The organism is Microcystis sp. LE19-84.1B, assembly GCF_027531875.1.
Classification (GTDB): Bacteria; Cyanobacteriota; Cyanobacteriia; order Cyanobacteriales; family Microcystaceae; genus Microcystis; species Microcystis panniformis.
Window position 1 is genome coordinate 1 of sequence record NZ_JAPZSR010000135.1, and the last position, 25879, is coordinate 25879.

Consider the following 25879-nt stretch of genomic DNA (forward strand, 5'->3'; position numbering starts at 1 on the left):
ATTGGGTTAGGAGTCAGGAGTCAGGAGTCAGGATATAGGGTGATAGGGTTTTGGGATGATAGGGATTTAGGGGTTTAGGGGTTTAGGGAAATTTCAGCCAAATGCTTCACTTCCCCACTTCCCCACTTCCCCACTTCCCCACTTCCCCACTTCCCCACTTCCCCACTTCCCCACTTCCCCACTTCCCCACTTCCCCACTTCCCCACTTCCCCACTTCCCCACTTCCCCACTTCCCACTCTATTTTAATTTGACTGCCATAATTGCCAAGCTTTAACGAGATTTCCCCCCATCAAGGCAGCCACTGCATTTAAAGTCTTAATTTCCTCACTATCGGGATTTAATTGTCTAGCTTTATCTAAGACTTTTTGGGCTGCTTGCGGTTGCCAATCGTAAAGATAAATAAAACCTTGATAAGCATAATGATAGGGATTATGGGGGTCAATTTTAATCATTTCCTCCGTGGCTTTTATTGCCCCTGCCACATCCTGTTGTAGTACCTTAGAAATTGCTAATCCGTAGGCTAAAGATAATTTATCGGGGGGATTTTGTTGCTGTAAACGATAGGAAAAGGCCTTGTCTGCTTGCAGCACATAATCCTGAATCGAATCGTATTGATTGATACGATTAGTTAACTCAAAAATTGGTTCAATACCCGTTAATCCTTGACCAATATTAGCAGACTTTAAGCGCAATTGGGTCACTAAATCTAATTGGGGCGTTGCTAACTTGGAGACTTGAGGATCGATGGTAATTTCAGCATTAGTTTTAATCGGATAGGTTTCGCCAGTTTCCCGATTGAGATAGACAGCAGATAAGCGATAAACTCCGGGGGTTGCTGCCGACTGCATGGCGGTTTTTTCAGTGACTTCAAAACCCTTTTGTTGCTCTTCAGTAGTTAATTTTTCTGCCATTAATCCCCCCATAGCAATACCATGATCGTGCATCCAATAATCCTTACCGTCCACTTCTTGCCAGGTTAAAATCACTACCCCTGACTTTAATTGTTGCCAGTCTCCTGCCCATTTGTAAACCACAGGAATTGGTTGATTAGGAGAAGCTTTTTCGGCAATGGCAATCTCTCTTAATTCCACCTGTTTTGGCGCATTTTCAAGGGGTTTAACCGTGACGGAAGGATATATTTTTCGGTGTAGGGACAGGGTACTATCATCCGGTAGCTGCCAAGTTTTCTCCACTTGGAAATCTGGACCGGTGGCGACTCGATTAACAATTTTTTTCTGGACATCGGGGACGGAACCCTGTTCACCAGTTTTAGTTAAAAACCAATCTAAAGAATTGACATCCTTTTCTATATCTTCTTCCCTAACTCCCACCTGTCTCCCGGCAACCTGGGAATTATGTTTACCACCGTAGAAAGAGAAGGTATGTTGATTTAATTCGGGGGTGGAAGGTAAAACCACTAGGGTGCTGCGAAGATAGGGAGAATCGGCTAGAATCTCTTTAACTACTTCTTCGTGCTGCCAACCAGTTTTTAAATAGGGATGGTGTTGCAATTCGGGACTGAAAACATTAGTAATTATATCTCCCCCCAAGGGGAATAAATTTAAGCTGGTGAGGATAGCGGCAATAGTTATCGTTCCCCAACGGATACCAGGGGCAAAACGACCGCGCCACGATAATAAACCAACGGATAAAATTAAGGATAAAGTCGGTAAAAGCGGCAAAATATAACGAGCATCTTTATTGATATTGAGGGATGATAATAGGTATCCCCCCAGCAGAAAAACTCCTAACCAAATCCACACAGGACGATTAACCTTATCTTCGGTTTTTCTATGACGTAATGAGATTAATAATCCCACCAGGGGAACTAATAATAATACCCAAGAAAGAAAATAGGGTAAAACTTGGGCGTAAAATGTCCAGGCATCTAGACTGGTAAGGGGCGGATCTCCCTCCAAAATCGCCGAATCTACCGTGGCACGTTTGCTCGCAGTTAACATTAATAACCAATTCGTCCGATACCAGGGAAACATCAACAATGCTGCCGTCAAAAAACTCAGCATTAATTGCGCTAGATTGCCCCAACGTTTTCGCCGGAGATTTTCGCCCAATACCCACAAAATTGGCAAAAAGAGGAAAAATAGGGCGGTTTGTTTGACTAACATCCCTAAACCGAAAGAAATCCCGAAAGCGATCGCTTTTAGCCAGCCTTGGCCACTAAATCGCCACCATGTCAAGCAGAAGTAAGAAAACGTTACAATTGCCGCTAAGGGAAAATCTAAGAGATATTCGAGGCGATAATAGTATAAACCGGGGAGAAATTGACAGATTAAGACCGCCCAGAGTGCTACAGTCCCATTGAAGAGGATAATTCCCAATCCGTACACAGAAAAGAGCAGTAGGGCGCTATAGATAGCCATTACCCACATACCCGCGTCAACGCTAATACCAAAGAGATTAAAGAAGGGAATCGTTAAAAGATAGGTTAAAGGGGGAATTTTCGGGGACATTAGCCATAAACCGCGCCACCAATCCCCATCAAACCAGCGCGGATTTTGGAAAGCTTGGGTATAGATAATCCCACCGTTGAGATAATCGGCCTGATCCCAAGCAGGAATAGTATGATCGAGACTAAACCAGAATCTATCGACTAATACCCCCAATATCCAAATAATACTGATAATAATTAATTCCTGTCTCCTATCTAGCGATCGCTTCAAAATGACTCTCCCTCGGACAACTCTCAATTATTCTGCCACGCTCTCAAGCGACCCTGAAAAAATCGCCAGCGAGAAACACCAGATCGATCGGGTAAAATAAAGATTTAGTGAAAAATTGTAACAGGAACTTGACAAATGCGAGTGGTGATCGTTGGTGCAGGATTAGCGGGAATGGCAACAGCTATCGATTTGGTCGATGCGGGCTGTACAGTAGAAATCTTAGAATCTCGTCCCTTTGTCGGTGGAAAAGTCGGTAGTTGGGTAGATGCGGACGGTAATCACATCGAGATGGGCTTGCACGTCTTTTTTGGCTGTTACTATAATCTTTTTGAGTTAATGAAAAAAGTGGGCGCTTTTCAATCCCTACTGCTCAAAGAACACACCCACACTTTTATCAACGAAGGAGGAAAAATCGGCGAATTAGACTTTCGTTTCGTCGCAGGTGCGCCTTTTAACGGTTTAAAAGCCTTTTTTACCTCCTCCCAACTCTCAGCAGCCGATAAAATCTTTAATTCTCTGGCCTTAGGTACAAGTCCCATCGTCCGCGGTCTGATAGACTTTCAAGGAGCGATGAAAACGATTCGGGATCTGGACTCGATTAGCTTTGCTGATTGGTTTCGTAGCCATGGCGGTAATGAAGGCAGTTTAAAAAAAATGTGGAATCCGATCGCCTATGCCTTAGGATTTATCGATACGGAAAATATCTCGGCCCGTTGTATGCTGACGATTTTCCAATTTTTCGCCGCTAAAACCGAAGCTTCCGTCCTGCGGATGTTGGAAGGTTCCCCCCACGAATACCTACATAAACCGATTATTAACTATCTGGAAGCTCGGGGTGCCAAAATCTCTACCCGTCGTCAGGTGCGGGAAATTCTCTATTCTGGAGAGGGCGAAAATCTGCAAGTTAATGGCATGATCGTCGCTAACGGAGAAACCAGAGAAACTATCACCGCAGATGCCTACGTTTGCGCTGGTGATGTCCCCGGTATTCAGCGTCTTATTCCCCAAGATTGGCGTAAAATGCCGATTTTTGACAATATTTTCCGACTAGAAGCCGTCCCCGTCGCTACGGTACAACTGCGTTTTGACGGTTGGGTGACGGAGTTAAATGATGCCGAAAAACGCCGACAACTGCAAAAAGCGGTGGGAATTGACAATCTTTTGTACACCCACCAAGCGGATTTTTCCTGTTTTGCAGATCTTGCTCTCACCAGTCCTAGGGATTATTATCGCTCCGGAGAAGGTTCTTTATTACAGTTGGTTTTAACCCCCGGGGACCCTTTTATTAAAGCTAAAAATGAAGATATTGCCCAGCACGTTTTAGCGCAAGTCCATAAGTTATTTCCCTCCTCGCAGGAATTAAAGATGACTTGGTTTAGTGTGGTTAAATTAGCACAGAGTCTCTATCGGGAAGCACCGGGGATGGATGTCTATCGTCCCTCGCAAGCGACTCCTATCGCTAACTTTTTCCTTGCTGGCAGTTATACCCAACAGGATTACATTGATAGCATGGAAGGAGCCACTTTATCGGGTAAACAGGCAGCCAAAGCGATCCTACAACAGGCCGAGCGCCGGAAATCTTTAGCCACGGTTTGAGCAAACAGCCGGCAATCTCGTCCCTTAAGAAGGGATTGCCTCTAGATTTGTTTTCACTCGAAAAAGATAACCTCTATAGCTAACTTGGCAAGTCAGCCCCTCAGGCCAAGCTATACAAAAAAGACCGATCAAGCTAGACTCGTAAAAAGATCACTCCATCTAGAAGGCTTACCCTAGACTGGAAAGAACGTCGGAAAAATCTCGTCAGAAATAGGAGTCAATCGAGTTTATGCCAGAGCTTGCTGTACCATTAGAGCTTGATTTCACCAGCGAAACCTATAAATCAGCCTATAGTCGCATTAATGCCATCGTTATTGAAGGCGAATACGAGGCCAATAGCAATTATATTCAATTAGCAGACATCCTCACCGATAACAAAGAAGAGTTACACCGTCTGGCAAAAATGGAAAACCGTCACATGAAAGGTTTTCAAGCTTGCGGCCGAAATTTGCAAATCACCCCTGATATGGATTATGCCAGAGAATTCTTTTCCTCTCTGCACAATAACTTCCAAATTGCCTACGCAGAAGGTAAAGTTGTCACCTGTTTATTAATCCAATCTTTGATTATTGAAGCTTTTGCGATCGCTGCCTATAATATTTATATTCCCGTTGCTGATCCTTTTGCCCGTAAAATTACTGAAGGCGTAGTTAAAGACGAATATTTACACCTCAATTTTGGCGAAGAATGGCTAAAAGCGAACTTTGAAACCGCTAAAGAGGAATTAGAAGCGGCAAATCGCGCTAATCTACCCATTGTCTGGAAAATGCTCAATCAAGTCGAGGATGATGCTCGCGTTCTCGCTATGGAAAAAGAGGCCCTCGTGGAAGACTTTATGATTAGCTACGGGGAAGCTTTAAGCAATATCGGTTTCAGCACCCGTGATATCATGCGGATGTCTGCCTACGGATTAACTGCCGTCTAAAGCTTGAGCATCGAGATTTCTTTTTTTCGCCCTGCTGCCGCTCCACACAGAGCGGCGCTTTTGTGTAATATATTTAAGAGTCTTAACGATTTCTTAGCAATATCCTCATTTTTATCTAGTGCCATCTAGTCTAACTAAAGAACAATCAATGTTTGGTCTTATAGGTCATCTTACCAGTTTAGAACACGCCCAATCGGTCGCCGACGATCTAGGTTATCCTGAATATGCTAACCAGGGATTAGATTTTTGGTGCGCTGCCCCCCCGCAAATTGTCGATGATTTTCATGTCACCAGCATCACGGGACAAACCATCACGGGTAAATACATCGAATCCTGTTTTTTACCGGAGATGTTGTCGAATCGTTGGGTAAAGTCTGCTATTCGTAAGGTGCTAAATGCCATGGCACTCGCTCAAAAAAGTGATATCAACATCACCGCACTCGGCGGTTTTTCTTCAATTATTTTCGAGGAGTTTAATCTCAAAGATAATCGACAGGTGCGGAATATCGAGCTAGATTTTGGCCGTTTTACCACCGGTAACACCCACACCGCTTACGTCATCTGCACTCAGGTGGAAACCCTTGCTAAAAAAATGGGCATTGATTTAGCTCAATCTACCGTCGTGGTTTGTGGGGCCACCGGAGATATCGGCAGCGCTGTTTGTCGTTGGTTAAATGAAAAAACCGATACAAAAGAACTAATCTATGTGGCACGCAATCAAGAGCGTTTACAATCTCTCCAAGAGGAGTTAGGTCGCGGTAAAATTCTCCCCCTAGAGGAGGCTTTACCCCTAGCTGATATCATTGTTTGGGTGGCTAGTATGCCTAAAGGGGTAGAAATTGATCCAGATAAACTCAAGCGCCCCTGCATTATTATTGATGGTGGTTATCCGAAAAATTTAGGCATGGTATTAAATGCCCCCGATATTTCGGTGATTAAGGGCGGCATTGTCGAGCATTCCCTCGATATTGACTGGAAAATTATGAAAATCGTTAATATGGATATTCCCTCTCGTCAAATGTTTGCCTGTTTTGCCGAGGCGATTTTATTGGAGTTGGAGGGTTGGCAAACTAATTTTTCCTGGGGACGCAATCAAATTACTGTCCCTAAAATGGAACAAATCGGTGCAGCTTCCCGCAAACACGGTTTTCAACCTTTGTTATTTTAATTAATATCCCCAATCCCCCCCCCACCGACCACGGAATTAGAAGTTTTAGGCGACAAATAATTAGGAGTGAGCGCTTGACTTTGCCGGCGGCTTGGGTTATAATTGTCTTATAATGGGATGTCTGTGTTTATCAATGACTGCTTGGATTGCCATTATGAATAAACTCTTTTAAGAATATTATCCCAAAATCTGCCCACAAAAGCAAGCAAAATTTTGCCATCAATTGTTAAGTTTTGTTAAGAAAAATCCTAAGAGTGGCAAGGGATAGGACTCCCTTCGCTGATTAGAGGTCTTTTGGGGGAATTATAGAGATGTGGTCCTGATTTTTAGCTCGTTCCCAGGTTCTACCTGGGAACGCTTTGTTGAGGTTCTACCTGAATACTACTTTAAGGCAGAGCCTTCGACTCTTTGTTTGCTTACTCTTTTAAGGGAAGGGTTTTAAAATTGCTTTAACCTTTATCCTGTATGCTTTTTAGCGAATAAGGTAAGCAGAAAAGTGCCGAAATGCGATCACCAATTGACTCGCTCAAACCCTGATCAATTCGTTAACTTCCAAATGGTCTTTTTGTACTAATAAATATTCGAGTAGAACGCTCAATGCGTTTGCTAGACTGCATTTGAGACAATTTATCAAATTTTCGGTTCGAGAAATGAGCGAACGGTGAGTTTGAACTCTCAAAAATTAATTATGCAAGAAATCTAATAATAATAGGAGTGAGGGCTTGACTTTGCCGGCGGCTTGGGTTATAATCGTCTTATAATGGGATGTTTGTGTTTATCAATGACTGCTTGGATTGCCATTATGAATAAACTCTTTTAAAAATATTATCCCAAAATCTGCCCACAAAAGCAAGCAAAATTTTGCCATCAATTGTTAAGTTTTGTTAAGAAAAATCCCAATAGTGACAAGGAAGAGAACTCCCTTAACAGATCAGTCCGATCTCCTTGATAGTTTATCAGGGCTTTTGGGGGAATTATAGAGATGTGGGCCTGATTTTTAGCTTTCTAGCAAAGACGACAAAACCACTAAACTCTATGAAAACTTGGTTAGAAGATCGCGGTATTTTACCCGCTTACGGTGGGGGGGTAATCATGGGCATTACCCTCTGTTTTTTCGGAGCTGCGACCAATACCATGGCGGGATGGTTGTATGCTATCTCTGGCACGACGATCGCTGTTTTAGTTTTATCGATAATTTTACCCCGTCGTTCCCTTCTTCCTCTGAAAGTGCGTCGTCTTGCCATTGTACCCGTGAGTGCAGGAGACGATCTTAGTATTAGCCTAGAGATAGAAAATACGAGCAATCAGCCGATAAATCTGTTAGAAGTGACAGATATACTGCCTATAGTTCTCGATCGTCCAAAAATAACCCCAATAGAAGCGATTGCCCCCAAAAGTTACCATCGTTGGACTTATTATTTACCCACCAGTAAACGAGGTATTTATCACTGGCAAGAAGTACAATTAAGAACAGCAGCCCCTCTCGGTTTATTTTGGTGTCGTCGTTGTCAGCAAGCAGCGGCTAAAGCTTTAGTTTATCCCCAAGTTTTACCCTTACAACAATGTCCCCTGATCGATTCCCTCGGTCAAGAGATGGAACAAAAATTAGAAAATAATCGCTATTATCAAAGGGCTAGTCAAGGACTTACCCGTAACTTGAGACAATATCGCCAGGGTGATTCTACCCGTTTAATTCACTGGAAAACTAGCGCCCGTTTGGGAGAATTGCAAATTCGGGAATTAGAAGTGTTAACGGGGGGACAGGAAGTGATTATCTGTCTCGATACCCTCTGTGATTGGCAAGAAGACAGTTTTGAACGGGCGATTATTGCCGCTGCTTCCCTCTATTTTTATGCCCATCGTCGGCAATTAAATGTGAAACTCTGGACCGGTGAAACGGGTTTAATTCAGGGGGAAAGGGTCATTTTAGAAACTTTAGCGGCTATAGAGGCAAAAGCTAGTCAAAAAAAAGCTAATCTGCCCAATTTACCTGTGATTTGGTTGACAAGTAACTTCAATGCCATCGAACAACTCACCCCCGGCAGCCGTTGGTTATTTTTCCTCGCTGCCGATTCTAGGGAGAGTCCTTCCGTCTTAATCCGACAGTTTAGCGGATTGGCGATCGAACCAGAAATTTCTCTACAACAACAATTGCAAAAACCCCCTCGTTGAGGAAATTTCCGTTCACAGTCTAGATTGAGAGGAAATTCTCTGGAAAAAAATGCCCGTATCCCGGAAAAAGATGTTATGATAGAAAAGACTCGGACTCATGCGATCGCAACGCCTTAACCTTGTCAGGACCGGAAGGTAGCAGCAATACGGGATGCTTGTGACTGGCGTGATCTCCGGGTCTTTTTGTTGCCTGTGACGGTCGCTGTTGTGAACGCTTTCAAAACTTTTCGATCGCTTACTGCCGAGACTCGTAGTCAACTACTCTTCCTCTTCGTCACGGCGCTGTTTTTCTGGATAAGTATTACCACTCTCCTCCCCACTCTCCCCACCTATATTGACTCCCTAGGCGGTAGCAAACAAGATATCGGTTTTGTCATGGGGGCCTTTGCTATCGGTTTAATTTTATCGCGCAGTTGGTTAGGCAATCTAGTCGATCGCCGCAGTCGCCAATTAGTGGTTTTATTTGGAACTATTGTCGCCGCTACCGCACCCCTCGGTTATCTATTTTTTCGCGATCTTTCCTCTTTATTCGCCGTCCGCGCCTACCATGGTCTCAGTATCGCCGCTTTTACCACCGGTTACAGTACCCTAGTGGTGGATTTTTCCCCCGTTCGTCAACGGGGAGAGATAATTGGTTATATGAGCTTAACTGCACCCCTAGGCATGGGAATCGGTCCAGCTTTAGGCAGTTATCTCTACCAATCGATCGGTTATAACGGTTTATTTCTAGTTTCCGCCGCTTCAGGAGCGATCGCCTTTCTCTTGGGTTTCTCCATTCAAGAACCGGACTTCAAGAAAAAATTAGCCCAAATGAAGGCAGAAAATCAGACAATCGAGCGCAGTTTTTGGGCATTATGTCAAGAGCGAGCTTTTTTAGTCCCTACCTTAGTTTTTCTATTGGTCGGTACTTTATTCGGCGGTTTAGTCGCTTTTTTACCCCTGTTTCTCCTCGAAAATCAGATTCCTGTCAGTGCTGGTCTATTCTACAGCTGTGCGGCAGTATCGGGGGTAATCGGACGGATTTTGTCGGGAGGAGCCAGCGATCGCTATGGACGGGGTTTATTCATCACTATTAGCGTTTTTTGCTATGGTTTATCCATGTTGATTCTATCTTCTGCCCGATCTCCTTCCGATTTAATTTTAGCCGCTATCCTCGAAGGTACGGGAGGGGGGATTTTATTCCCTATGTTACTGGCTTTAATCTCCGATCGCTCTGGGCCCCAAGAACGCGGCCGGGCCTATTCTATCTGTATCGGCGGTTTTGATGTGGGAACAGCCTTAGCCGGTCCAATTCTGGGGGTTTTAGCAATTTCCTACAAAACTATGTTTAGTTTATCGTCAGGATTAGCTGTTATCGCTCTCTTTCTCTTTTTTACTCTCTCTAACCCCACCATACGCCATTCTTTTCTCTTCGCTTTCGGCTTAGAAAAAGATCGTTATGCTCTGCGCGGACAATTACAATAAAGCTTACTGAAAAAGTTTTTCCTAGGGCAGGGTTATTTAATAGGTTTGAGGTTGAAAATTATCGGGAATATCTAATTCAAATACTTGGTCATGAATCCGAGCCACATAAAGCCCTTCTTGCAGAATTTTTTCCCGTAATTCCGGGGATAAATCAACCGCCGCTAATATGCCATAGAGTTTTTTATCTTTGTGTTCAGGAAAAAAGCGGCGAAACCGTTGCAAAATACTTTTTAATTGTGTAATAGACTCCTCTCTGGCATGACTTTTAACCTCAACGATATAAGCAGTATTTAGCTCACCATTTGTATAGGCAAGAACATCAATTTCTAGGTGTTGTCCTTCTTTACTGGCGCGCACACTGGGACTAACAACTTCCATACCAAAGCGTTGTCTGAGAATCGTTTCCATTGAGGGAAGGGCAAGTCCTTCGGTAAAGCTGCCGAATTTGGCACCAAGTCCCCCAATTTGTTTGCCCAGTTCTTTGAGTTGTTTGTCAGTTTCCTTCTGTTGTTGGGCGTTTTCCTTCTGTTGTTGACTAACTTCCTTCAATAGTAGTTCAGTCTCCTTCTGTTGTTGACTAACTTCCTTGAGTTGTTTGTCAGTTTCCTTGAGTTGTCGGTCAGTTTCTTTTTGAGCGGTAGTTAATTCGGCTAAGAGTCGCCATACATCTTCGGATGTAGTTGCCATAGATAATTTTTTCCTTCTGCTCTGGTCTATTGCTATTTTAGTCAATTGCGCCGATACTTCCTAATTTTTAACCCGCAATGATGTCTTTTTTGTCCAGTACATCTTATCCCATTTTAAGCGAACACTACCGTGCGATTAGCGTAAACCAAAATGCGATTTTGCAAGTGTAAACGTACCGCTCGCGCTAACACCCCCCTTTCTAAATCCTTACCTTGACGAATTAAATCTCCTACGGTATCGCGATGGCTAACTCTGACCACATCCTGCTCGATAATTGGCCCCTGATCGAGATCGGCAGTGATATAATGGGCGGTGGCTCCAATAATTTTTACCCCTCGATCGTAGGCCCGTTGATAGGGATTAGCTCCGGCAAAAGCCGGTAAAAAAGAATGATGAATATTGATAATATTGGGGAAAAAGTTAATAAAATCTGGAGTGAGAACCTGCATATATTTAGCTAAAATCACTAAATCTATCCGGTATTCCCGCAGTAACTCTAATTGTCTGGCTTCCTGTTCAATCTTGGTTTCGGCGGTAATGGGAATATGATGAAACTCAATACCGAATTGATTGGCAACTGAGTGTAATTCTGGATGATTGCTAATAATTAAAGGAATTTCTGCCCTAATTTCTCCCCCGTGTTGTCGCCATAATAAATCGAGGAGACAATGATCCTGTTTTGTCACCCAAATAGCTAGACGCGGGACAGTATCGGAAAAATGTAAGGACCAACTAGCCTGCAAAGGTTTGGCAATAGCGGCGAAAGCTGGTTCGATCATCCCACGGGGTAAATTAAACCCCTCTAATTGCCATTCTATCCGCATCAGGAACAATCCCGCCGAAAAATCCGTGTGTTGGTCAGCGTGGATAATATTGCCGCCATTAGCGTAGATAAAATTAGCGATTTTCGCCACTAGACCAATCTGGTCGGGACAAGAAATTAACAAGGTTGCAGTGGCAGCAGTCATAAATTATCGGCGGCAAGAATTGACTTTTTCTATCCCTAATTTATTACAATTTTAGGCACTTCGTCCCTTTGATGCACAAAAAAGATCGTTTGTCAATAGCGATCGCCGATTAAATTCCTGGTTAAACTGATAGGCTCTTCCCTTGCTCAGAAGTGGCAAAATGCCGCTCGATTAGGGAGGGGACATCTTGGGGAGCTACCTGATTATAATGCTTTTTATCGGGCATAACCACCAGATTCGGGCCTTTTTTGCACTGTTTTAAACAGCCGGTTAATTTAATATTCACCGCTTCTCCCAGTCCTTTTTCCTCTAAACCACTCTCCAAGCTTTGGCAAACTCTCGCACCGCCATTTTTCCAACAATCGGACTTCTGACAGATTAAGACGGTGGCTTTTTTCGCTTTTGCCGGGGCGACTTCTGGGGTTTTTTCGCCATATAAATGCTCGATCCCTAGTACCCTCAGTTTTAATTTTCCCTTTTTTGAACAAAGACTACTTTCTCCCGTCACTTTTAGCCATGAGTGGAGAGCAATATTGAGAGGTATGTGGTCTCGCAGTGTTTTTTCGGGCTTAAACCAATATTCTCGTTTATCAACACTGATTCTCAGGTATTTTACCTTATATCCGTCTTTGAGGACAAAACCGAGGAATTGACCGACCACTTGAAAGGGAACCATGGCAGTTACAGATTTTGACATACTTTCTCACTTTTTACTCTTAGATTGCTAATTTTTCTCAAGGATTATGCTTGCCAACTGGTTTCCAGCCAAGCGATTAAACAGCCTCGGGAAGCCTCTAGCTGCCGCAGGACAGTCCACAGCTGTAAAAGTTGAGCGGAGGCATCGATGCGAACCTGCAAAGGCTGATGGAACAAGCATTTATCTTCAATGTCTAGGGCCTGCAGCCAGTGGTAGAGCTGCCAGCGCTCCCAAGCACTAAGAGGGAAGATTTTCTCACCTTCCGATGGCAATTTGTCTGTACTCATGGGGCTTTTAATTGAGAACTATTAGCAATATAACTCTAGGCTGATGTTCTCAGTATAACCAACAACTGCAAATAATTATCAATAACCTGAAGAAAAAAAAGTTGTCCGGTAGCGGCGATCGGCTAAAATCTTGCTTGTCCGCTTTGCCGACAGGAATCGCTACCGCCTACAATTGTCAAAGGGATAAAAATGGAGATAAAAAGATTTATTGACGAAAATTATGGATAAAAAAGCTCAAAAAACCGATAATTCAGCAGTTCTCTATTTTGATGGTGGTTCTCGCGGCAATCCGGGGAGAGCAGCCGGTGCAGCGGTAATAGTTTTAGCCGAGGGCAATTCCTTGACTACGACTAGATATATGGAGATAGCCACTAATAACGAGGCTGAATACACGGGATTGATTATTGGATTGGAAAAAGCCCAAGAATTAGGCTTAAAAAGCCTAGAAATTCGGGGAGACAGTCAATTAGTCATCAATCAAGTTAAGGGAGACTGGAAGGTAAAAAGCGATAGTTTACGTCCCTTTTATCAGCGTGCTTGTCAATTAGTTGCCCGATTCGATCGCATTAGCTGGCGCTGGATTGAACGAGCTAAAAATAGTGTGGCTGACGCTGCCGCTAATCATTGTCTGGATGCAGCGAAAAAATCGCCAGAAAAACCGAAGGAAGGCGAAACTAATCTCAATATTCTGCTCCAATCCCTGAAACCAGTCCTAAATACCGAAGAATTCGTTTTTTCTTCCCTAACAGCAACAGGACTAGAACAGCTACAATTAACTCCTATCTGCCAATTTCAGGAAGAGGAAGGCATAACGGTGATTATTCCCCGTCAGCAAGCCGATCGCATGGGCTTGCAGTACAAATATATTTATAGACAAATTACTCTTTCTGTGCATTCTAGTTTAGCGGCGGTGGGATTTTTAGCGGTGATTAGTGAGAAACTGGCCGCAGCAGCAATTAGCGTCAATGTCATTTCTGGTTATTATCACGATCATTTATTTATCCCTAGGGATAGGGTGACAGAAGCGATGGCTATTCTCGAAGAAATTAGCCGCTCCTAACAGTTATCAGTTATCAGTTATCAGTTATCAGTTATCAGTTATCAGTTAGCAGTTATCAGTTAGCAGATGTGAGTTTTCAATTCACTCATTACTGTTTACTGTTCACTGAAAAAACAGGATTTAGTATTATTTGCTCTCCTCTGAGGAATTTTTCACCGTTTCTTCTAGGATAACTACCGGTTCTTTTTCCCGCTGCTGCGAGCGGATGATATCGATGGTACTTTTCAGCACACTAGCGATAGGAACTGCTATCAATAAACCGAGAATTCCTGCCACTTTGCCACCGATAAAAAGAGATAGAATAATCCAGACGGGATTAAGTCCGATCATACCTCCCATTAACCGAGGGGCGATGACATTATCATTAATTTGACCGACAATAATAGTCAGGGTCAAAACTTTTAACCCTAACCAAAAATCTTGAAACATCAGTAGGGTACTAATGCCAATAATGGTGAAGGCACTGGCAAAAGGAATTAATGTAGTTAGACCGATCGCCACCCCGAATAATAGGGCATAATCGACCTTGAGAATCACAAAAACAAAAATTTGAGCAAGGCTGAGAATTCCCGCTAAAATGGTTTGACCAGCAAAATAGGTTTCAAAAGTTTGACGAATAATCGTTCTTAATTTGAGATTCCATGGGGACGGAATCCAGCTTAAAATTCCCTCCCAAATTTGTTCGCCATAGAGAACCAGAAAGACAGTTAGAACCAGAACAAAGAGAATGTTTAGGATACTGTTGATAGTTCCCAGCACAAAGCTCAGTAATTGAGTGCTAAGAGTTTGTAAAACATTGGTTAGTCGTTCCGATAACTGGGTGATTGATTGCTCGATATAAATCGCATATTTCTGAGTTTTATCCCACTTTTCTAAATTTTGTATCTGTTCGGTTCCCGACTCGATCCACTGGGGCAAACTATTGATTAAACTGCTTAATTGCTCGACAATCTGGGGAATTAAAATTAAACCTAAAACGCTCAAAATTAATAGGGCAATTAGAAAGACAATAGCGATCGAACCACTGCGATTAACCCCGCGTCTTTGCAGCAGTTTGATGGGAACATCTAAGACAAAAGCTAGTAAACTAGCAGTGACAAAAATACTAACTAAGGGTTCTAGGTAGCTAAATAATTGGAATAATAACCAGCCATTGAGAAATAAGAGCGGAAAAACCAGAGTTAGCCGCAACCAACGAGGTAGTTGCTTAAAAAGCTCTATCATTAGACCTCTTGTAAAAATCAAAAATTGTTGTTAGGGTTAGGAGTCAGTAGTCAGTAGTCAGTAGTCAGGAGAATTAAGAATGAATAATAATCAATTAAACGGTCTATTTACAGATTTTATGTAATTTAATCCTTGTTTTTGCCTTTTTTGAACCCTCAAAAATTAATTATGCAAGAGGTTTATTAATTTTGTCCTGAGAGAGTATCGATGTATGTAAAAAGAGAGTTTTCTAACCAGAAATCCTCTTTCAATCTACCATCTCCGTGCCACTTTTTTGGTTCCAGTAACCCTGAAACTCTTATCTTAACTGTATGGAGCTAAGCGGATTCGAACCGCTGACCCCCTCAATGCCATTGAGGTGCTCTACCAACTGAGCTATAGCCCCGCGAAGACCATTTTTGAATATAGCTTAAATAGAATCATTTTGTCAAGGGGGGGCGAGAAAAAAATTTGTCACAGCCAAGGCGATCGCTAATTGACAAGAGTGAAACAATCGCCCCCATTTAGACAGGAGCCGAAATTTGGGTTAAATAGGTTAAACAGTGACCCATGAGGAAATAAACTACTAACATAGCCACTGCCGCTGCTGCCACCAAGGTTCCCGCCAGCATCAAGGAAAACTCTTGCCTGTCGAACGCTTGCTGCATCAGATGCAATGACCAAGCCACAAGACCGAGGTCAAAGATGAGAATCGGAACTAACATATTTTAAATTTTGTTAACTTTCTTCTATTCTAATACATAATTTTCCCGAGGGATAATCGGAGGGAAGTTAAAAACAGGGATTTTTTGCCGGTTGCTCGATCGCGGCTGTCAGCCGTCAGCCATTGGCTTTCAGTAACAGGTGTAAACCTTGCTCTTCTTGGTTTGCAGCCTGAAGAAATCCTTTTCCCGAAAAAGCGACTCAATCCCTAGATTAAGTTCTGCAAATCTTGCTCTCATTTTCCCGGCTAACGCACGGGTACTTGTTGATTTTGCAGATAATTTTTGACCTCAGCGATGGTTAATTGACCATAATGGAGCAAAGAAGCCAATAAAGCCGCTTCTGCCCGGCCTTCCGTCAATGCTTCGTAGATATGCTGACAATTACCCGCTCCTCCAGAGGCAATCACAGGAATCTCCACCCTTTCTGCGATCGCTTTTGTCAAGGCCAGATCGTAACCCGCTTGCGTGCCGTCGGCATCCATACTGGTAACTAACAACTCACCCGCCCCGCGTTTTTCCACTTCTTGCGCCCATAATAAAGCATCAATACCCGTATTTTCACGTCCACCCCGAACATAAACCTCCCAACCGGGGTTATGCACATCCTTGCGTCGTCTAGCATCGATCGCCACCACAATACACTGTTTCCCAAAGCGATCGCTGGCTCGATCGAGCAATTCCGGCTCGCGCACGGCAGCCGAGTTAATGCTGACTTTATCGGCCCCGGCTCTTAACAAATTTTTAATATTTTCTAAGGATTGGATGCCACCCCCCACGGTCAGAGGAATAAAAACCTGTTCCGCCGTGCGATAGACTACATCAATAATTGTGTCGCGATCTTCATGGGTAGCAGTAATATCAAGAAAAACCAACTCATCGGCCCCTGCCTGATTATACAAGCGAGCTAACTCCACGGGGTCGCCAGCATCCTGAAGATTGACAAAATTAACCCCTTTAACTACCCGACCTTTATTGACATCCAAACAAGGCAAAATCCGCTTCGCTAACATATCCTAGACTCTTGATTGTAACAATGGCCATCAAACGATCGCACAATTCCCCCCCGGCAGCCGAGGAAAATCTGCTCACTCCCAATCCCACTATAGAAGAAACGGAAAAAGCAGAAGCGCAAATTCGTCCCCAATCCCTAGAGGATTATATCGGTCAACAGGACTTAAAAGCTAATCTAAAAGTCACCATCGCCGCGGCCAAAGCTAGACAAGAAGCGATCGATCATTTGCTCTTCTACGGACCGCCGGGGTTAGGCAAAACCACCATGGCTTTAATTTTAGCGGCCCAGATGGGAGTAAATTGCCGCATTACTGCCGCCCCCGCTTTAGAGCGTCCCCGGGACATTACCGGCATCCTGATCAATCTTCAACCCCGGGATATTCTTTTTATCGACGAAATTCATCGACTGAATCGGGTGACGGAGGAGTTATTATACCCCGCGATGGAGGATTATCGGCTGGATGTGACGATTGGTAAGGGTCAAGCGGCGAAAATTCGCAGTATTTCTTTACCTCCCTTTACTTTAATCGGTGCTACTACCAAAGTTGGCTCTTTAACTGCGCCTTTACGCGATCGTTTTGGCATGATTCAACGTCTGCGTTTCTATACAGTTGAGGAATTGACAGCAATTATGCTCAGAAGTGCCACTATTTTTAATATTCCCATTACCGAAGCGGGTGCGATCGAAATTTCCCGTCGCAGTCGCGGAACTCCACGCATTGCCAATCGTTTATTAAAACGGGTACGCGACTATGTGCAGGTGAAGGGAGAAACTATTATCACCCCCCAGTTAGCCGCTGAGGGATTAAATCAATTAAATGTGGATTCTATGGGTTTAGATTGGACCGATCGATTAGTATTAAAGACGATGATCGAACAGTTTCAAGGTAAACCCGTGGGATTGGAAGCGGTAGCGGCAGCCACGGGAGAAGATGCCAAGACGATTGAGGAGGTGTATGAGCCTTATTTATTACAAATAGGTTATCTTCATCGTACTCCCCGGGGCCGCGTGGTGACGTCAGCCGCCTACGAACATTTAGGTTTACTGGCGAAATTGCCGAAAAATAAGGATCGGAGTTTACCTTTGTTCGAGTTCTAGTTTTCTAGATAGGGTTGGCTGAATAAATGTGAAATATAGACGAGGTATGGGGTTTGGGGCTTTTTGGCGAAGCAGCTGCAAGATTTTCAAGCTAGTGGCTCAAAAACCTTACATCTTGATCGGCGATCGCGTCCTGTACGGGCGAAGCATTCGGACAATAACCTATCGCTGAAACCGTAGATTTTCTATCCGAATGCTTCGCCCCTACTTTTTCAGCAAACCCTAGATAGGGTTGGCTGAATAAATCTAAAAACCTTGTTGGATTAAGAGTTTTTCGGGGGGAAAATTCACACCCCACACCCCACACCCCCCCCCTGCCCCCCCCGATGTCGGGGGGGTTGGGGGGGGCGACACCCTGCCTCTAGGAACAACTTTTTCAGCCAACCCTGATTACCTGGGTTTTAGCTTACCCGTGTCTTTAAATACTGGCTTGACCGCGTGAAATCACACAAGTCTTTATACAAAGGTCGTATCATCAAGATCGTAGTAAGTTACATTGTTGCCATTGCTGGCCGCTTCTAATCTACACTGCATTGGGATTGGTCAAAGCTAATTACAATAGTGATCTTTTACAGCCAATGATTTTTTAAGTCTGTTAACGCCATATGTCTGTCCTAAATAAAGAAAATCTTAAACTAGAAACTCTCACCCTATTCCAAAAATACCAAAAAACAAGAGACAATAAGTTACTGGATCAGATTATAGAGTTAAACCTAGGATTAGTCAGAAGGGAAGCTCATCATTGGGTCAATCAATGCCGTGAAAATTACGAAGATTTAGTCCAGGTTGGCTGTATGGGACTAATTCGAGCGATCAAACGTTTTGACAGCAGCAAAGGTCATGCTTTTAGTTCCTTCGCTATTCCCTATATTCGCGGCGAAATTCAACACTATCTGCGGGATAAAGGTTATACAGTTCGTATTCCTCGTCGTTGGTTAGATTTAGGCAGACAAGCAACAAATATGCGTCGGGATTTCCAGGCCCTCTACAATCGTCAACCCAATGATACGGAAATCTCCCTCGCTTTAAATATTTCCCTCGCAGAATGGCAAGAGGTAAAACTGGCTTTCCAAAACCGTGAACCTCTTAGTCTCGATGCGACGGTTAATAACGATGAAGATAATCATACTTGTTTAAAAGACATCGTTCCCGATCCCCGTTATCGCAGCTTTCAACTTTGTCAAGAGGATCGCATTCGTTTACAACAGGCAATGGCTCAATTAGAAGACAAAACCCGTCATATTCTTGAATTTGTCTTCCTTAAAGATCTTACTCAACGGGAAACCGCCGAACAATTAGGCATTAGTGTCGTTACCGTCTCCCGTCGGGTGAAAAAGGGTTTAGAAATGCTCAAGGAAACCATGCTCCAAGAAGTATTTTAGCCCAATTATCGGTTCTCATAGCAAGTCCGTTATTAACTCCCAATCCAACTTTAAAAACTCAGTTATGGATTTTTTTCCCCTGCTCCCCGCTTATCTTTGCTCCAATAGCAAGTAATTTAAAACCTCAGCTAAATATTCATACTGCTCGATCGAATTATAGTAGTGAGCAGAAATTCTCACAATTAATGATGCTTCTCCCCAGGGAATTATCGGCACTTCGATCTGATATTTTTCCCACAGTTGTCTAGATAAGTCTTCTGCTGCCCAAGCATAACTAGGCATTAGAATTGAGGACATCGCTCCAATCATTGATTCTGGACAGGGATAATTGACCTGCAAGGCACGACAAAGCAAATTTCTGGCTTTTAAAACCAAATTATGATTCCTCGCCATCAGACCCAGTAAACCATCAATAGAGAGAGAATTTAAAAACTCGATCGCTTTTGGCACTGATAAATAAGCACTGGGATCATCGGTTCCCATCCAAGCAAATTCTAACTGAAAACGGGAGCGATCTTGTCGAGGAGAATTGGCCCCATGGCTAATAGTTAAAGGTCGAATTATTGCCTGTTTATCCCCGCGCACATAGAGAAAAGCAGCCCCCTTGGGACTACATAACCACTTATGACAATTAGCAGTATAATAGGTGGGATTAATTTCCCCGATATTAAGGGGTAAAAAACCTAAAGCATGAGCGCCATCGATGAGAGTATCAATGCAGCGATTATTTAATTCTTGCACAATTTCTGCGATTGGCCAAATTAAGGCCGTGGGACTGGTGACATGATCTAAAACTACTAATTTTGTCCGGGGAGAAACAGATGCTAAAATTGCTTGACTAATTTCTAAAGGGGACTGCACAGGAAAGGGAATTTTAGCGATAATTACCTTTAAACCCCATCTTTTAGCTATATGTTTAACTGCATTAGCACAAGCATTATAGGTCTGATCGGTGATCAGAATTTCCTCATTTTCCTGAAATGTTAAGGAATTTAACACCGCATTTACTGCTGTGGTTGCATTGGGAACAAAGACTAAATCATCGCTATTTACACTGACTAAATCCGCTAATTTTTCCCTAGCAATATCTAATAATCCCTCTAATTCTCTCCCCAAAAATGCTAAAGGTTGTCTTTCCATTCGTTCCCGCAATTGTTGCTGATAATCCAAGACTATTTTAGGGGTTGCACCATAGGAACCATGGTTGAGAAAATAGATATTATCGGGAATTAACCAAAAGTTTTTGGACATATTGAATTAATTTGATTTTATTCAAAACTAGAAAAAATAGCTGAAAAATTGCCTATTGTATTCAGATACTGACTAGCTAGTATATTTATGATAAGCGGGTGGGTGGAATTAAATATAAGATGAACGTAGGTTGGGTTGAAGCATGAAACCCAACACCCGCTCATGTTACGCTACCGCTAACCCATCCTACAAATAATTGTGCCTCCCTACTTATAACCACCTATTTTAGATTAATCTCCCATGGTTTGAAAACGATGAAAACGATGAATAATTTCAGTGACAAAAGTTTCTCCATCTATGAGAGGATGATTTTCTGATGCAAAGATAGCTTTATCTATTTTTTGCCGAATATCTTCTCTCCATTCTGCATCAGTTATTTGTTCATATTCATCGAGTAACTGCAAAGCAAAGTCGATGACTTCTTGGGGAGATTGATATTTTCCCGTTTTCACTTTCGGTTGGAGATGTCGGTTCATAGGTATTATGACTATCTACTGAGAAAATCAGCTTTACCTTAATTTTAAGCTAAATATCGACAAAAAAAGCTCTCCAGGAAAAAGGAGAGAGGAGAGAACGAGTTAGAAAAAATTATTAATGTAACCATCCTTTCAGACGACGTGCGACTTGAGGACGACGTAATTTTCGCATCGCTTTAGTTTGAATTTGACGTACTCGTTCCCGAGATAAATTGAACATTCCCCCCACTTCCTCTAGGGTATAGGGTTGACTGGTAGCTAAACCATAACGGAGGGAGATAACATCTTTTTCCCGTTCCGTGAGAACATCACTTAAAACTGCGAAAATTTCTTGACGCATCATCATCTCATTCATTTTATCTTCGGGAAGTTGTAGATCATCATCTTCCAAAAGATCCACTAATTCCGTATCTTCTCCCTTCCCTACACGATGATTTAAAGAGAGAGATTGACGACGCAATTGTAATAATTGCCGCAATTGTTCGGGAGTTATTTCTAACGCTTCTGCAAGTTCCCGTTCATTGGGATTGCGCTGTAAATCTTGCTTGAGAATGCGCTGCGCTTTTTTGAGTTTATTGAGTTTTTCGACAATGTGAATCGGTAAACGAATTGTCCGCGCATCGTTAGCAATGGTGCGGGTGATTGCTTGTCGAATCCACCAATAAGCATAGGTAGAGAATTTATAACCTTTATTGGGATCAAATTTTTCGGCCGCACGGTTGAGTCCGATCGCACCTTCTTGAATTAAATCTAAGAAAGGAACCCCGCGATTTAAATAGCGTTTAGCGATAGAAACCACCAAGCGCAAATTAGAACGAATCATTTTCCGTTTAGCTGTTCGTCCCCGATAAAGACGGTTTTCCAGTTGACGTTCATTATCTAATTCTAAAGCGATTGCCCATTCCGTTTTCGTCGGGGGACGATGTAAATTTTCTTGCAGTTTTTGGCGTACTTCTTCCGCTTCCATGAGAAACTTAACCGAGTAGGCTAATTCAATTTCTTCTTCCGCACTAAGCAGGGGATAACGAGCCATTTCTTTAAAAAATGCCCCAACAGTGTCTTCATTGCTGCCTTTATCGTATCCAGTTCCACTACTCCCACGAGTGTTTTTTAGGGTTTCCGGTAAAGATTCAGTCAGATCCTCGTCAGTTCTTTCAGCAAAATCCACGCTGTCCAGTTCTAAAGGATTTGTCTCCAGGGCAATGATTTGATTAAAATTATCATCAGCGGCTAGTTTAGAGATTTTCATAAGCAGTTATGGATGGAGTGGGGTTATAATAGCGGGGAAAAACTTAGTTTCTCCCAATGGGCTGATTGTTACATTGAATTTTCGGGGAGCAGATTTTTTAAACGTTTTCTTAATTAATGGCGGCCATTTCTGGGATATAATTGGGTGCTTCTGTGTCCATGGTTACAAATCGCTGAACCAGATAATCAGATTTTCTGGTGAATAGGGGAGACTTTCAGGGTTTTCACTTATACACTCTAACTAAGGTTTTTAGTATTTGACTAGGTAAAGATCACGCTTCTTAACAATCAAGATAGCCATCAGCTTTTTATTACTATTCTTCGCTTTTTCTATTGAGAACCATTCTCACCTTTTGACTAACTATGGTGCGATTTAATAGCTAATAGTCAATAGTTATCATTAACTTTATCAATGCTTAAGGGTGGATAAAAATTCTTTTGGGAAGACTTCACTAGCTAAAAATCAAAATTTGTGGGCAAAAAAGCAATATTTAAACTGTTTTTAGAGAAAATTAACTGGTTTTATTCCCCTCAAGCTTTAAACTATAATTTAAATACCCCATTCTCCCCACTTCCCACTCCCCACTTCCCACTCCCCACTGATAACTGATAACTGATAACTGATAACCATGCTCGATCGCTGTGCTACCCTGACTGTAGCAGAACCTCGCACACCTTACCAATTAACCACAACTGGACAACCGTGGTTAGAAGTTTTGGTTGATCGCCCTTATCCTAGAGATAGTCAAGAGGATCAGCAAATATTAACCTATAGTGTCCCCCTGGATTTAACGGTAGAAATTGGCGATATTTTAAGCGTTCCCTTCGGTTCTCAGGTAATTGGGGGAATTGCTCTTAGATTTCTCGAAAATTTGCCTGCAGGACTAGAAGAAAATCAAATCCGTCCCGTGGAAGATGTGATTACTAAGGGCTTTTTCCCCGATAATTATTGGCAGTTATTGACGAAAATCGCCCAATACTATGCAACGGATTTAATCACCGTTGTTCGCGTCGCTTTACCTAAGGGTTTACTGCGAAGTTCCCAACGTCGCATCAGATTAAAACCAGAAGCGATTCCCCCCGGTGCAGAAGTTTTTTGTACTCCCCTCTCCCGTCAGATTTTATCCCTGCTCAAAAATCAAAAAGAAGGCGATTATTCGGCGAAATACCTGCAAGAAAAACTAAAAAATGCTAATTACGGGATCCGAGACTTAGTTAAGCGCGGTTGGGTAGAAAGTTATCTAGAAGCACCCAAAAGTACCAATATTAAGCTAAAAAAAGCCATTACCCTGCTAATAACCGACTTTCCTGCCGATTTAACCGAAAATCAACGCAAAATTGTCGAAATTCTCCGTCATCAGGGAGGAGAAATGTGGCTGCCAGAATTGGTAAAACTTGCGGGGACAAAACATTTTAAACCGCTCATTGACAAGGGTTATGTGGTGATTGAGGACAGGGAATTCCTGCGCTTATCCTCGGCGATTATGAGCAGGGATCAACCAAAAACACTCACTTATAGTCAAAAACAGGCTTTAGAAGCCATTCAAACCCTAAAAGGTGGTGAAAGCGCTCTCTTACATGGAGTGACGGGATCGGGTAAAACAGAAGTCTATCTACAGGCGATCGCACCTGTCCTGGCAGCGGGTAAATCTGCCTTGGTTTTAGTCCCCGAAATTGGATTAACACCGCAACTAACCGATCGCTTTGTGGCCCGTTTTGGCGATCGAGTCTATGTTTATCATAGCGCCCTCTCGGAAGGAGAAAGATACGATACCTGGCGACAGATGTTGACAGGAACCCCGCAAGTTATTATCGGGACGCGATCGGCAATTTTTGCCCCTTTACCCCATCTAGGCATGATTATCCTCGATGAAGAACACGATAGCAGCTTTAAACAAAGTCAATTACTCCCCACCTATCACGCGCGTACCGTGGCTAAATGGCGCTCTCAATTAAACCATTGTCCCGTAATTTTAGGCTCGGCCACGCCATCCCTAGAAACATGGCTAGAATCCCAAGCTAATCCCCGTCTTTACCTATCTTTGCCCGATCGCATCCAAAATCGCCCCTTACCGCGGGTGGAAATCGTCGATATGCGACGGGAATTGCAGCGAGGCAATCGTTCCCTGTTTAGTCAATCCCTGCGTTCATCTCTGGAAACCCTGCGCGACAAGGGAGAACAGGCAATTTTATTCGTCAGTCGCCGGGGACATAGTACCTTTGTATCTTGCAGAAGTTGCGGTTATGTGCTGGAGTGTCCCCACTGTGATGTCTCCCTCTCCTACCACCACACCGAACCGGGAGCGCAAGAATTACTCCGCTGTCACTACTGCAACTATGGTCGCATCCATCCGAAACAATGTCCTGAATGCGGTTCTCCCTATCTGAAATTTTTCGGTACTGGTACTCAGCGCGTCACCCAAGAATTAAGCAAAGAATTTCCTGATTTGCGCTGCTTGCGTTTTGATAGTGATACCACCCGTAACAAAAATGCTCCCCGGGAACTATTAAAACTATTTACTGATGGTGAGTTTGATGTTTTAGTGGGAACCCAAATGCTCACCAAAGGATTAGATATCGATCGAGTTACTTTAGTAGGAGTAATGGCAGCCGATGGCTTACTTTATCACTCCGATTATCGCGCCTCCGAACGCGCTTTTCAAACCCTCACCCAAGTAGCAGGGAGAGCAGGAAGGGGAGAAACAGAAGGAAAGGTAATTATCCAAACCTATACCCCCGAACATCCCGTGATTAGAGCAGTGCAAACCCACGATTATGAGGGTTTTGTCGAGACGGAATTAATGCAGAGAGAGGGTTTAAATTATCCTCCCTACGGCAGTTTAGTCTTAATTCGCTTTAGTGGTTTAGATGGGGAAGCAGTGCAGAAAAGTGCCGAAAATGTCGCAGAGGAATGTGTTAATAATTTCGGTTCCGATTGGGATATTTTGGGACCTGCACCAGCAACAATTATGCGTGTGGCTAACCGTTATCGCTGGCAAATTCTGTTAAAATTATCGGGAGAAAAGGCTGATATCGGTCGTCTTTTTCGTCCTTTGAAAAGCTTAGTTTTACCCAAGGTAAGTATGGCGATCGATGTGGACCCCTTAACTATAGAATAATCAAGGATGGATAATGCGCTCGCAACGCGCTCGCTACGCGAGATCGCTATTGTTCACGGGTGCAACCAGTTATCTAAATCTGTCAAAGTGTTAAAGTCTAATAAAGCGATTCCTAAGTCTTCTAACCGCTCCACAGGAAGGTTACGGATGGTTTCTTCTAGATTTTGCGGTATTTCACCGAAACGTCGCTGAAGTTGACGGAGGACTAACTTTAATGCTTCCTGCTGTACACCTTGCTGAATCGCTTGTTCCCTATCCTGTTGGTAAAGTGGAGCTAAACGCATAATAAACTCCCTATCCTCCTGTGTTTTTTTCGATAACGCTTCTAAATTTCTACTCAAATTATACAATAAGTTTAAAGAAGCCGATTTTAGGGGAGCATTCGGCGATAATCTGGTTAATTCATCGATAGCTCTCTCTCTTGTTCCTCCTCTACCCAATAATCTTAGCCATAATGTCTCTGGGATTGCGGGTAACTGATGAATGACGACAATAGCTGTACCTAAACCCTCCGGGAGAAAATAAACCCCTTCTCCCCAATTGGGTTGTAATTGAGCCGTAAACAGGGATAAAATGCGCTCACTAGCTGTGGGAGTGAGAATCCACAACTTAGGTATCTCCTCCTCTGATATTCTCTGTTTATTTCTCTTTGCTTCTCT

23 protein-coding genes, 1 tRNA gene and 1 other RNA gene are annotated in these 25879 nt (G+C 43.1%); 10 read left to right on the plus strand and 15 right to left on the minus strand.

From position 1 onward, the window contains the following. Positions 1 to 74 precede the first annotated feature (74 nt). Positions 75 to 230, minus strand: coding sequence for a hypothetical protein (locus tag O9324_RS08060; RefSeq protein ID WP_288139921.1), 156 nt, complete (start codon positions 228 to 230; stop codon positions 75 to 77). Between the two features lie 13 nt (positions 231 to 243). Then, entirely contained in the window at positions 244 to 2682 is a 2439-nt protein-coding gene (locus O9324_RS08065) for a glycosyltransferase family 39 protein (RefSeq protein WP_288139922.1), read from the minus strand. Between the two features lie 135 nt (positions 2683 to 2817). Here O9324_RS08065 and zds point away from each other — a divergent pair, with 135 nt between their 5' ends. The 6 genes from zds to O9324_RS08095 all read left to right on the plus strand — a co-directional run bounded on the left by zds (position 2818) and on the right by O9324_RS08095 (position 10007). Next, positions 2818 to 4278 carry a 9,9'-di-cis-zeta-carotene desaturase gene (zds, locus tag O9324_RS08070; protein WP_288139923.1) on the plus strand — a complete coding sequence of 487 codons (1461 nt, stop codon included), beginning with the start codon at positions 2818 to 2820 and terminating at the stop codon, positions 4276 to 4278. A 229-nt stretch (positions 4279 to 4507) separates the two neighbouring features. Then, on the plus strand, positions 4508 to 5203 hold the full coding sequence (locus O9324_RS08075) for an aldehyde oxygenase (deformylating) (RefSeq protein WP_271953347.1): 696 nt from the start codon (positions 4508 to 4510) through the stop codon (positions 5201 to 5203). 148 nt (positions 5204 to 5351) lie between these two features. After that, positions 5352 to 6371 carry a long-chain acyl-[acyl-carrier-protein] reductase gene (locus tag O9324_RS08080; protein WP_002764636.1) on the plus strand — a complete coding sequence of 340 codons (1020 nt, stop codon included), beginning with the start codon at positions 5352 to 5354 and terminating at the stop codon, positions 6369 to 6371. 1035 nt (positions 6372 to 7406) lie between these two features. Beyond that, on the plus strand, positions 7407 to 8543 hold the full coding sequence (locus O9324_RS08085; protein ID WP_288139924.1) for a DUF58 domain-containing protein: 1137 nt from the start codon (positions 7407 to 7409) through the stop codon (positions 8541 to 8543). 86 nt (positions 8544 to 8629) lie between these two features. After that, an RNA gene (ffs, locus tag O9324_RS08090) (signal recognition particle sRNA small type) lies at positions 8630 to 8726 on the plus strand. A gap of 9 nt (positions 8727 to 8735) precedes the next feature. Next, on the plus strand, positions 8736 to 10007 hold the full coding sequence (locus O9324_RS08095) for an MFS transporter (RefSeq protein WP_288139925.1): 1272 nt from the start codon (positions 8736 to 8738) through the stop codon (positions 10005 to 10007). Between the two features lie 36 nt (positions 10008 to 10043). On the opposite strand, the gene O9324_RS08100 is transcribed toward O9324_RS08095, so the two are convergent. The 4 genes from O9324_RS08100 to O9324_RS08115 form a co-directional block, all read right to left on the minus strand. Continuing rightward, positions 10044 to 10694: a DUF3782 domain-containing protein gene (locus tag O9324_RS08100; protein WP_288139926.1), complete on the minus strand. Its 651-nt coding sequence runs from the start codon at positions 10692 to 10694 to the stop codon at positions 10044 to 10046. Positions 10695 to 10807: 113 nt separating this feature from the next. Then, positions 10808 to 11662 carry a formyltetrahydrofolate deformylase gene (purU, locus tag O9324_RS08105; RefSeq protein WP_288139927.1) on the minus strand — a complete coding sequence of 285 codons (855 nt, stop codon included), beginning with the start codon at positions 11660 to 11662 and terminating at the stop codon, positions 10808 to 10810. Positions 11663 to 11783: 121 nt separating this feature from the next. Continuing rightward, a complete protein-coding gene (locus O9324_RS08110) occupies positions 11784 to 12359 on the minus strand; it encodes a (2Fe-2S) ferredoxin domain-containing protein (RefSeq protein ID WP_002764642.1) in 576 nt (191 codons plus the stop codon). Between the two features lie 44 nt (positions 12360 to 12403). After that, on the minus strand, positions 12404 to 12646 hold the full coding sequence (locus O9324_RS08115) for an Asr1405/Asl0597 family protein (protein ID WP_002764644.1): 243 nt from the start codon (positions 12644 to 12646) through the stop codon (positions 12404 to 12406). 220 nt (positions 12647 to 12866) lie between these two features. On the opposite strand from O9324_RS08115, the gene O9324_RS08120 reads away from it, so the two are divergent. Then, positions 12867 to 13706 carry a reverse transcriptase-like protein gene (locus tag O9324_RS08120; protein ID WP_002764646.1) on the plus strand — a complete coding sequence of 280 codons (840 nt, stop codon included), beginning with the start codon at positions 12867 to 12869 and terminating at the stop codon, positions 13704 to 13706. Positions 13707 to 13832: 126 nt separating this feature from the next. Here the strand turns inward: O9324_RS08120 and O9324_RS08125 are convergent, their stop codons facing one another. The 4 genes from O9324_RS08125 to hisF all read right to left on the minus strand — a co-directional run bounded on the left by O9324_RS08125 (position 13833) and on the right by hisF (position 16644). Further along, positions 13833 to 14930 carry an AI-2E family transporter gene (locus O9324_RS08125; RefSeq protein ID WP_002764648.1) on the minus strand — a complete coding sequence of 366 codons (1098 nt, stop codon included), beginning with the start codon at positions 14928 to 14930 and terminating at the stop codon, positions 13833 to 13835. 312 nt (positions 14931 to 15242) lie between these two features. Beyond that, a tRNA-Ala gene (locus tag O9324_RS08130) sits at positions 15243 to 15315 on the minus strand. Between the two features lie 118 nt (positions 15316 to 15433). Then, the gene (locus tag O9324_RS08135; RefSeq protein ID WP_002764650.1) at positions 15434 to 15634 is read right to left on the minus strand and encodes a hypothetical protein; all 201 of its coding nucleotides are present in this window, start codon (positions 15632 to 15634) and stop codon (positions 15434 to 15436) included. A 245-nt stretch (positions 15635 to 15879) separates the two neighbouring features. Then, the gene (hisF, locus tag O9324_RS08140; protein ID WP_002764651.1) at positions 15880 to 16644 is read right to left on the minus strand and encodes an imidazole glycerol phosphate synthase subunit HisF; all 765 of its coding nucleotides are present in this window, start codon (positions 16642 to 16644) and stop codon (positions 15880 to 15882) included. A gap of 23 nt (positions 16645 to 16667) precedes the next feature. Between hisF and ruvB the strand changes: the two genes are divergently transcribed. Both ruvB and O9324_RS08150 read left to right on the plus strand, forming a co-directional pair. Next, complete coding sequence (ruvB, locus tag O9324_RS08145) at positions 16668 to 17744, plus strand: Holliday junction branch migration DNA helicase RuvB (RefSeq protein WP_002764653.1); 1077 nt, start codon at positions 16668 to 16670, stop codon at positions 17742 to 17744. Between the two features lie 605 nt (positions 17745 to 18349). Continuing rightward, positions 18350 to 19126, plus strand: a complete 777-nt coding sequence (locus O9324_RS08150) for an RNA polymerase sigma factor SigF (protein WP_288139928.1) — start codon at positions 18350 to 18352, stop codon at positions 19124 to 19126. A gap of 90 nt (positions 19127 to 19216) precedes the next feature. Here O9324_RS08150 and O9324_RS08155 read toward each other — a convergent pair whose 3' ends face one another. From O9324_RS08155 to O9324_RS08170, 4 genes are all read right to left on the minus strand, one after another. Continuing rightward, a complete protein-coding gene (locus tag O9324_RS08155) occupies positions 19217 to 20377 on the minus strand; it encodes an aminotransferase class V-fold PLP-dependent enzyme (RefSeq protein WP_288139929.1) in 1161 nt (386 codons plus the stop codon). Between the two features lie 230 nt (positions 20378 to 20607). After that, positions 20608 to 20853 carry a ribbon-helix-helix domain-containing protein gene (locus tag O9324_RS08160; protein ID WP_002770247.1) on the minus strand — a complete coding sequence of 82 codons (246 nt, stop codon included), beginning with the start codon at positions 20851 to 20853 and terminating at the stop codon, positions 20608 to 20610. A gap of 115 nt (positions 20854 to 20968) precedes the next feature. After that, on the minus strand, positions 20969 to 22102 hold the full coding sequence (locus O9324_RS08165; protein WP_287629174.1) for an RNA polymerase sigma factor, RpoD/SigA family: 1134 nt from the start codon (positions 22100 to 22102) through the stop codon (positions 20969 to 20971). 549 nt (positions 22103 to 22651) lie between these two features. Next, positions 22652 to 22774 carry a hypothetical protein gene (locus O9324_RS08170; protein ID WP_287633146.1) on the minus strand — a complete coding sequence of 41 codons (123 nt, stop codon included), beginning with the start codon at positions 22772 to 22774 and terminating at the stop codon, positions 22652 to 22654. On the opposite strand from O9324_RS08170, the gene priA reads away from it, so the two are divergent. After that, positions 22731 to 25220 carry a primosomal protein N' gene (gene priA / locus O9324_RS08175; RefSeq protein WP_288139930.1) on the plus strand — a complete coding sequence of 830 codons (2490 nt, stop codon included), beginning with the start codon at positions 22731 to 22733 and terminating at the stop codon, positions 25218 to 25220. The two genes, O9324_RS08170 and priA, sit on opposite strands and share 44 nt — an antisense overlap. Before the next feature lie 53 nt (positions 25221 to 25273). Here priA and O9324_RS08180 read toward each other — a convergent pair. Next, on the minus strand, positions 25274 to 25879 hold a 606-nt coding region (locus O9324_RS08180; protein ID WP_288139931.1), incomplete at its 5' end, for a DUF4351 domain-containing protein.

Coding starts and splice junctions, on each gene's coding strand:
- ruvB (WP_002764653.1), top strand. CDS start 16,668: ATGGCCATCAAACGATCGCACAATTCCCCCCCGGCAGCCGAGGAAAAT.
- O9324_RS08085 (WP_288139924.1), top strand. CDS start 7,407: ATGAAAACTTGGTTAGAAGATCGCGGTATTTTACCCGCTTACGGTGGG.
- O9324_RS08125 (WP_002764648.1), bottom strand. CDS start 14,930: ATGATAGAGCTTTTTAAGCAACTACCTCGTTGGTTGCGGCTAACTCTG.
- O9324_RS08110 (WP_002764642.1), bottom strand. CDS start 12,359: ATGTCAAAATCTGTAACTGCCATGGTTCCCTTTCAAGTGGTCGGTCAA.
- O9324_RS08115 (WP_002764644.1), bottom strand. CDS start 12,646: ATGAGTACAGACAAATTGCCATCGGAAGGTGAGAAAATCTTCCCTCTT.
- O9324_RS08120 (WP_002764646.1), top strand. CDS start 12,867: ATGGATAAAAAAGCTCAAAAAACCGATAATTCAGCAGTTCTCTATTTT.
- O9324_RS08155 (WP_288139929.1), bottom strand. CDS start 20,377: ATGTCCAAAAACTTTTGGTTAATTCCCGATAATATCTATTTTCTCAAC.
- O9324_RS08135 (WP_002764650.1), bottom strand. CDS start 15,634: ATGTTAGTTCCGATTCTCATCTTTGACCTCGGTCTTGTGGCTTGGTCA.
- O9324_RS08160 (WP_002770247.1), bottom strand. CDS start 20,853: ATGAACCGACATCTCCAACCGAAAGTGAAAACGGGAAAATATCAATCT.
- O9324_RS08100 (WP_288139926.1), bottom strand. CDS start 10,694: ATGGCAACTACATCCGAAGATGTATGGCGACTCTTAGCCGAATTAACT.
- O9324_RS08165 (WP_287629174.1), bottom strand. CDS start 22,102: ATGAAAATCTCTAAACTAGCCGCTGATGATAATTTTAATCAAATCATT.
- priA (WP_288139930.1), top strand. CDS start 22,731: ATGCTCGATCGCTGTGCTACCCTGACTGTAGCAGAACCTCGCACACCT.
- O9324_RS08150 (WP_288139928.1), top strand. CDS start 18,350: ATGTCTGTCCTAAATAAAGAAAATCTTAAACTAGAAACTCTCACCCTA.
- hisF (WP_002764651.1), bottom strand. CDS start 16,644: ATGTTAGCGAAGCGGATTTTGCCTTGTTTGGATGTCAATAAAGGTCGG.
- O9324_RS08075 (WP_271953347.1), top strand. CDS start 4,508: ATGCCAGAGCTTGCTGTACCATTAGAGCTTGATTTCACCAGCGAAACC.
- purU (WP_288139927.1), bottom strand. CDS start 11,662: ATGACTGCTGCCACTGCAACCTTGTTAATTTCTTGTCCCGACCAGATT.
- O9324_RS08080 (WP_002764636.1), top strand. CDS start 5,352: ATGTTTGGTCTTATAGGTCATCTTACCAGTTTAGAACACGCCCAATCG.
- zds (WP_288139923.1), top strand. CDS start 2,818: ATGCGAGTGGTGATCGTTGGTGCAGGATTAGCGGGAATGGCAACAGCT.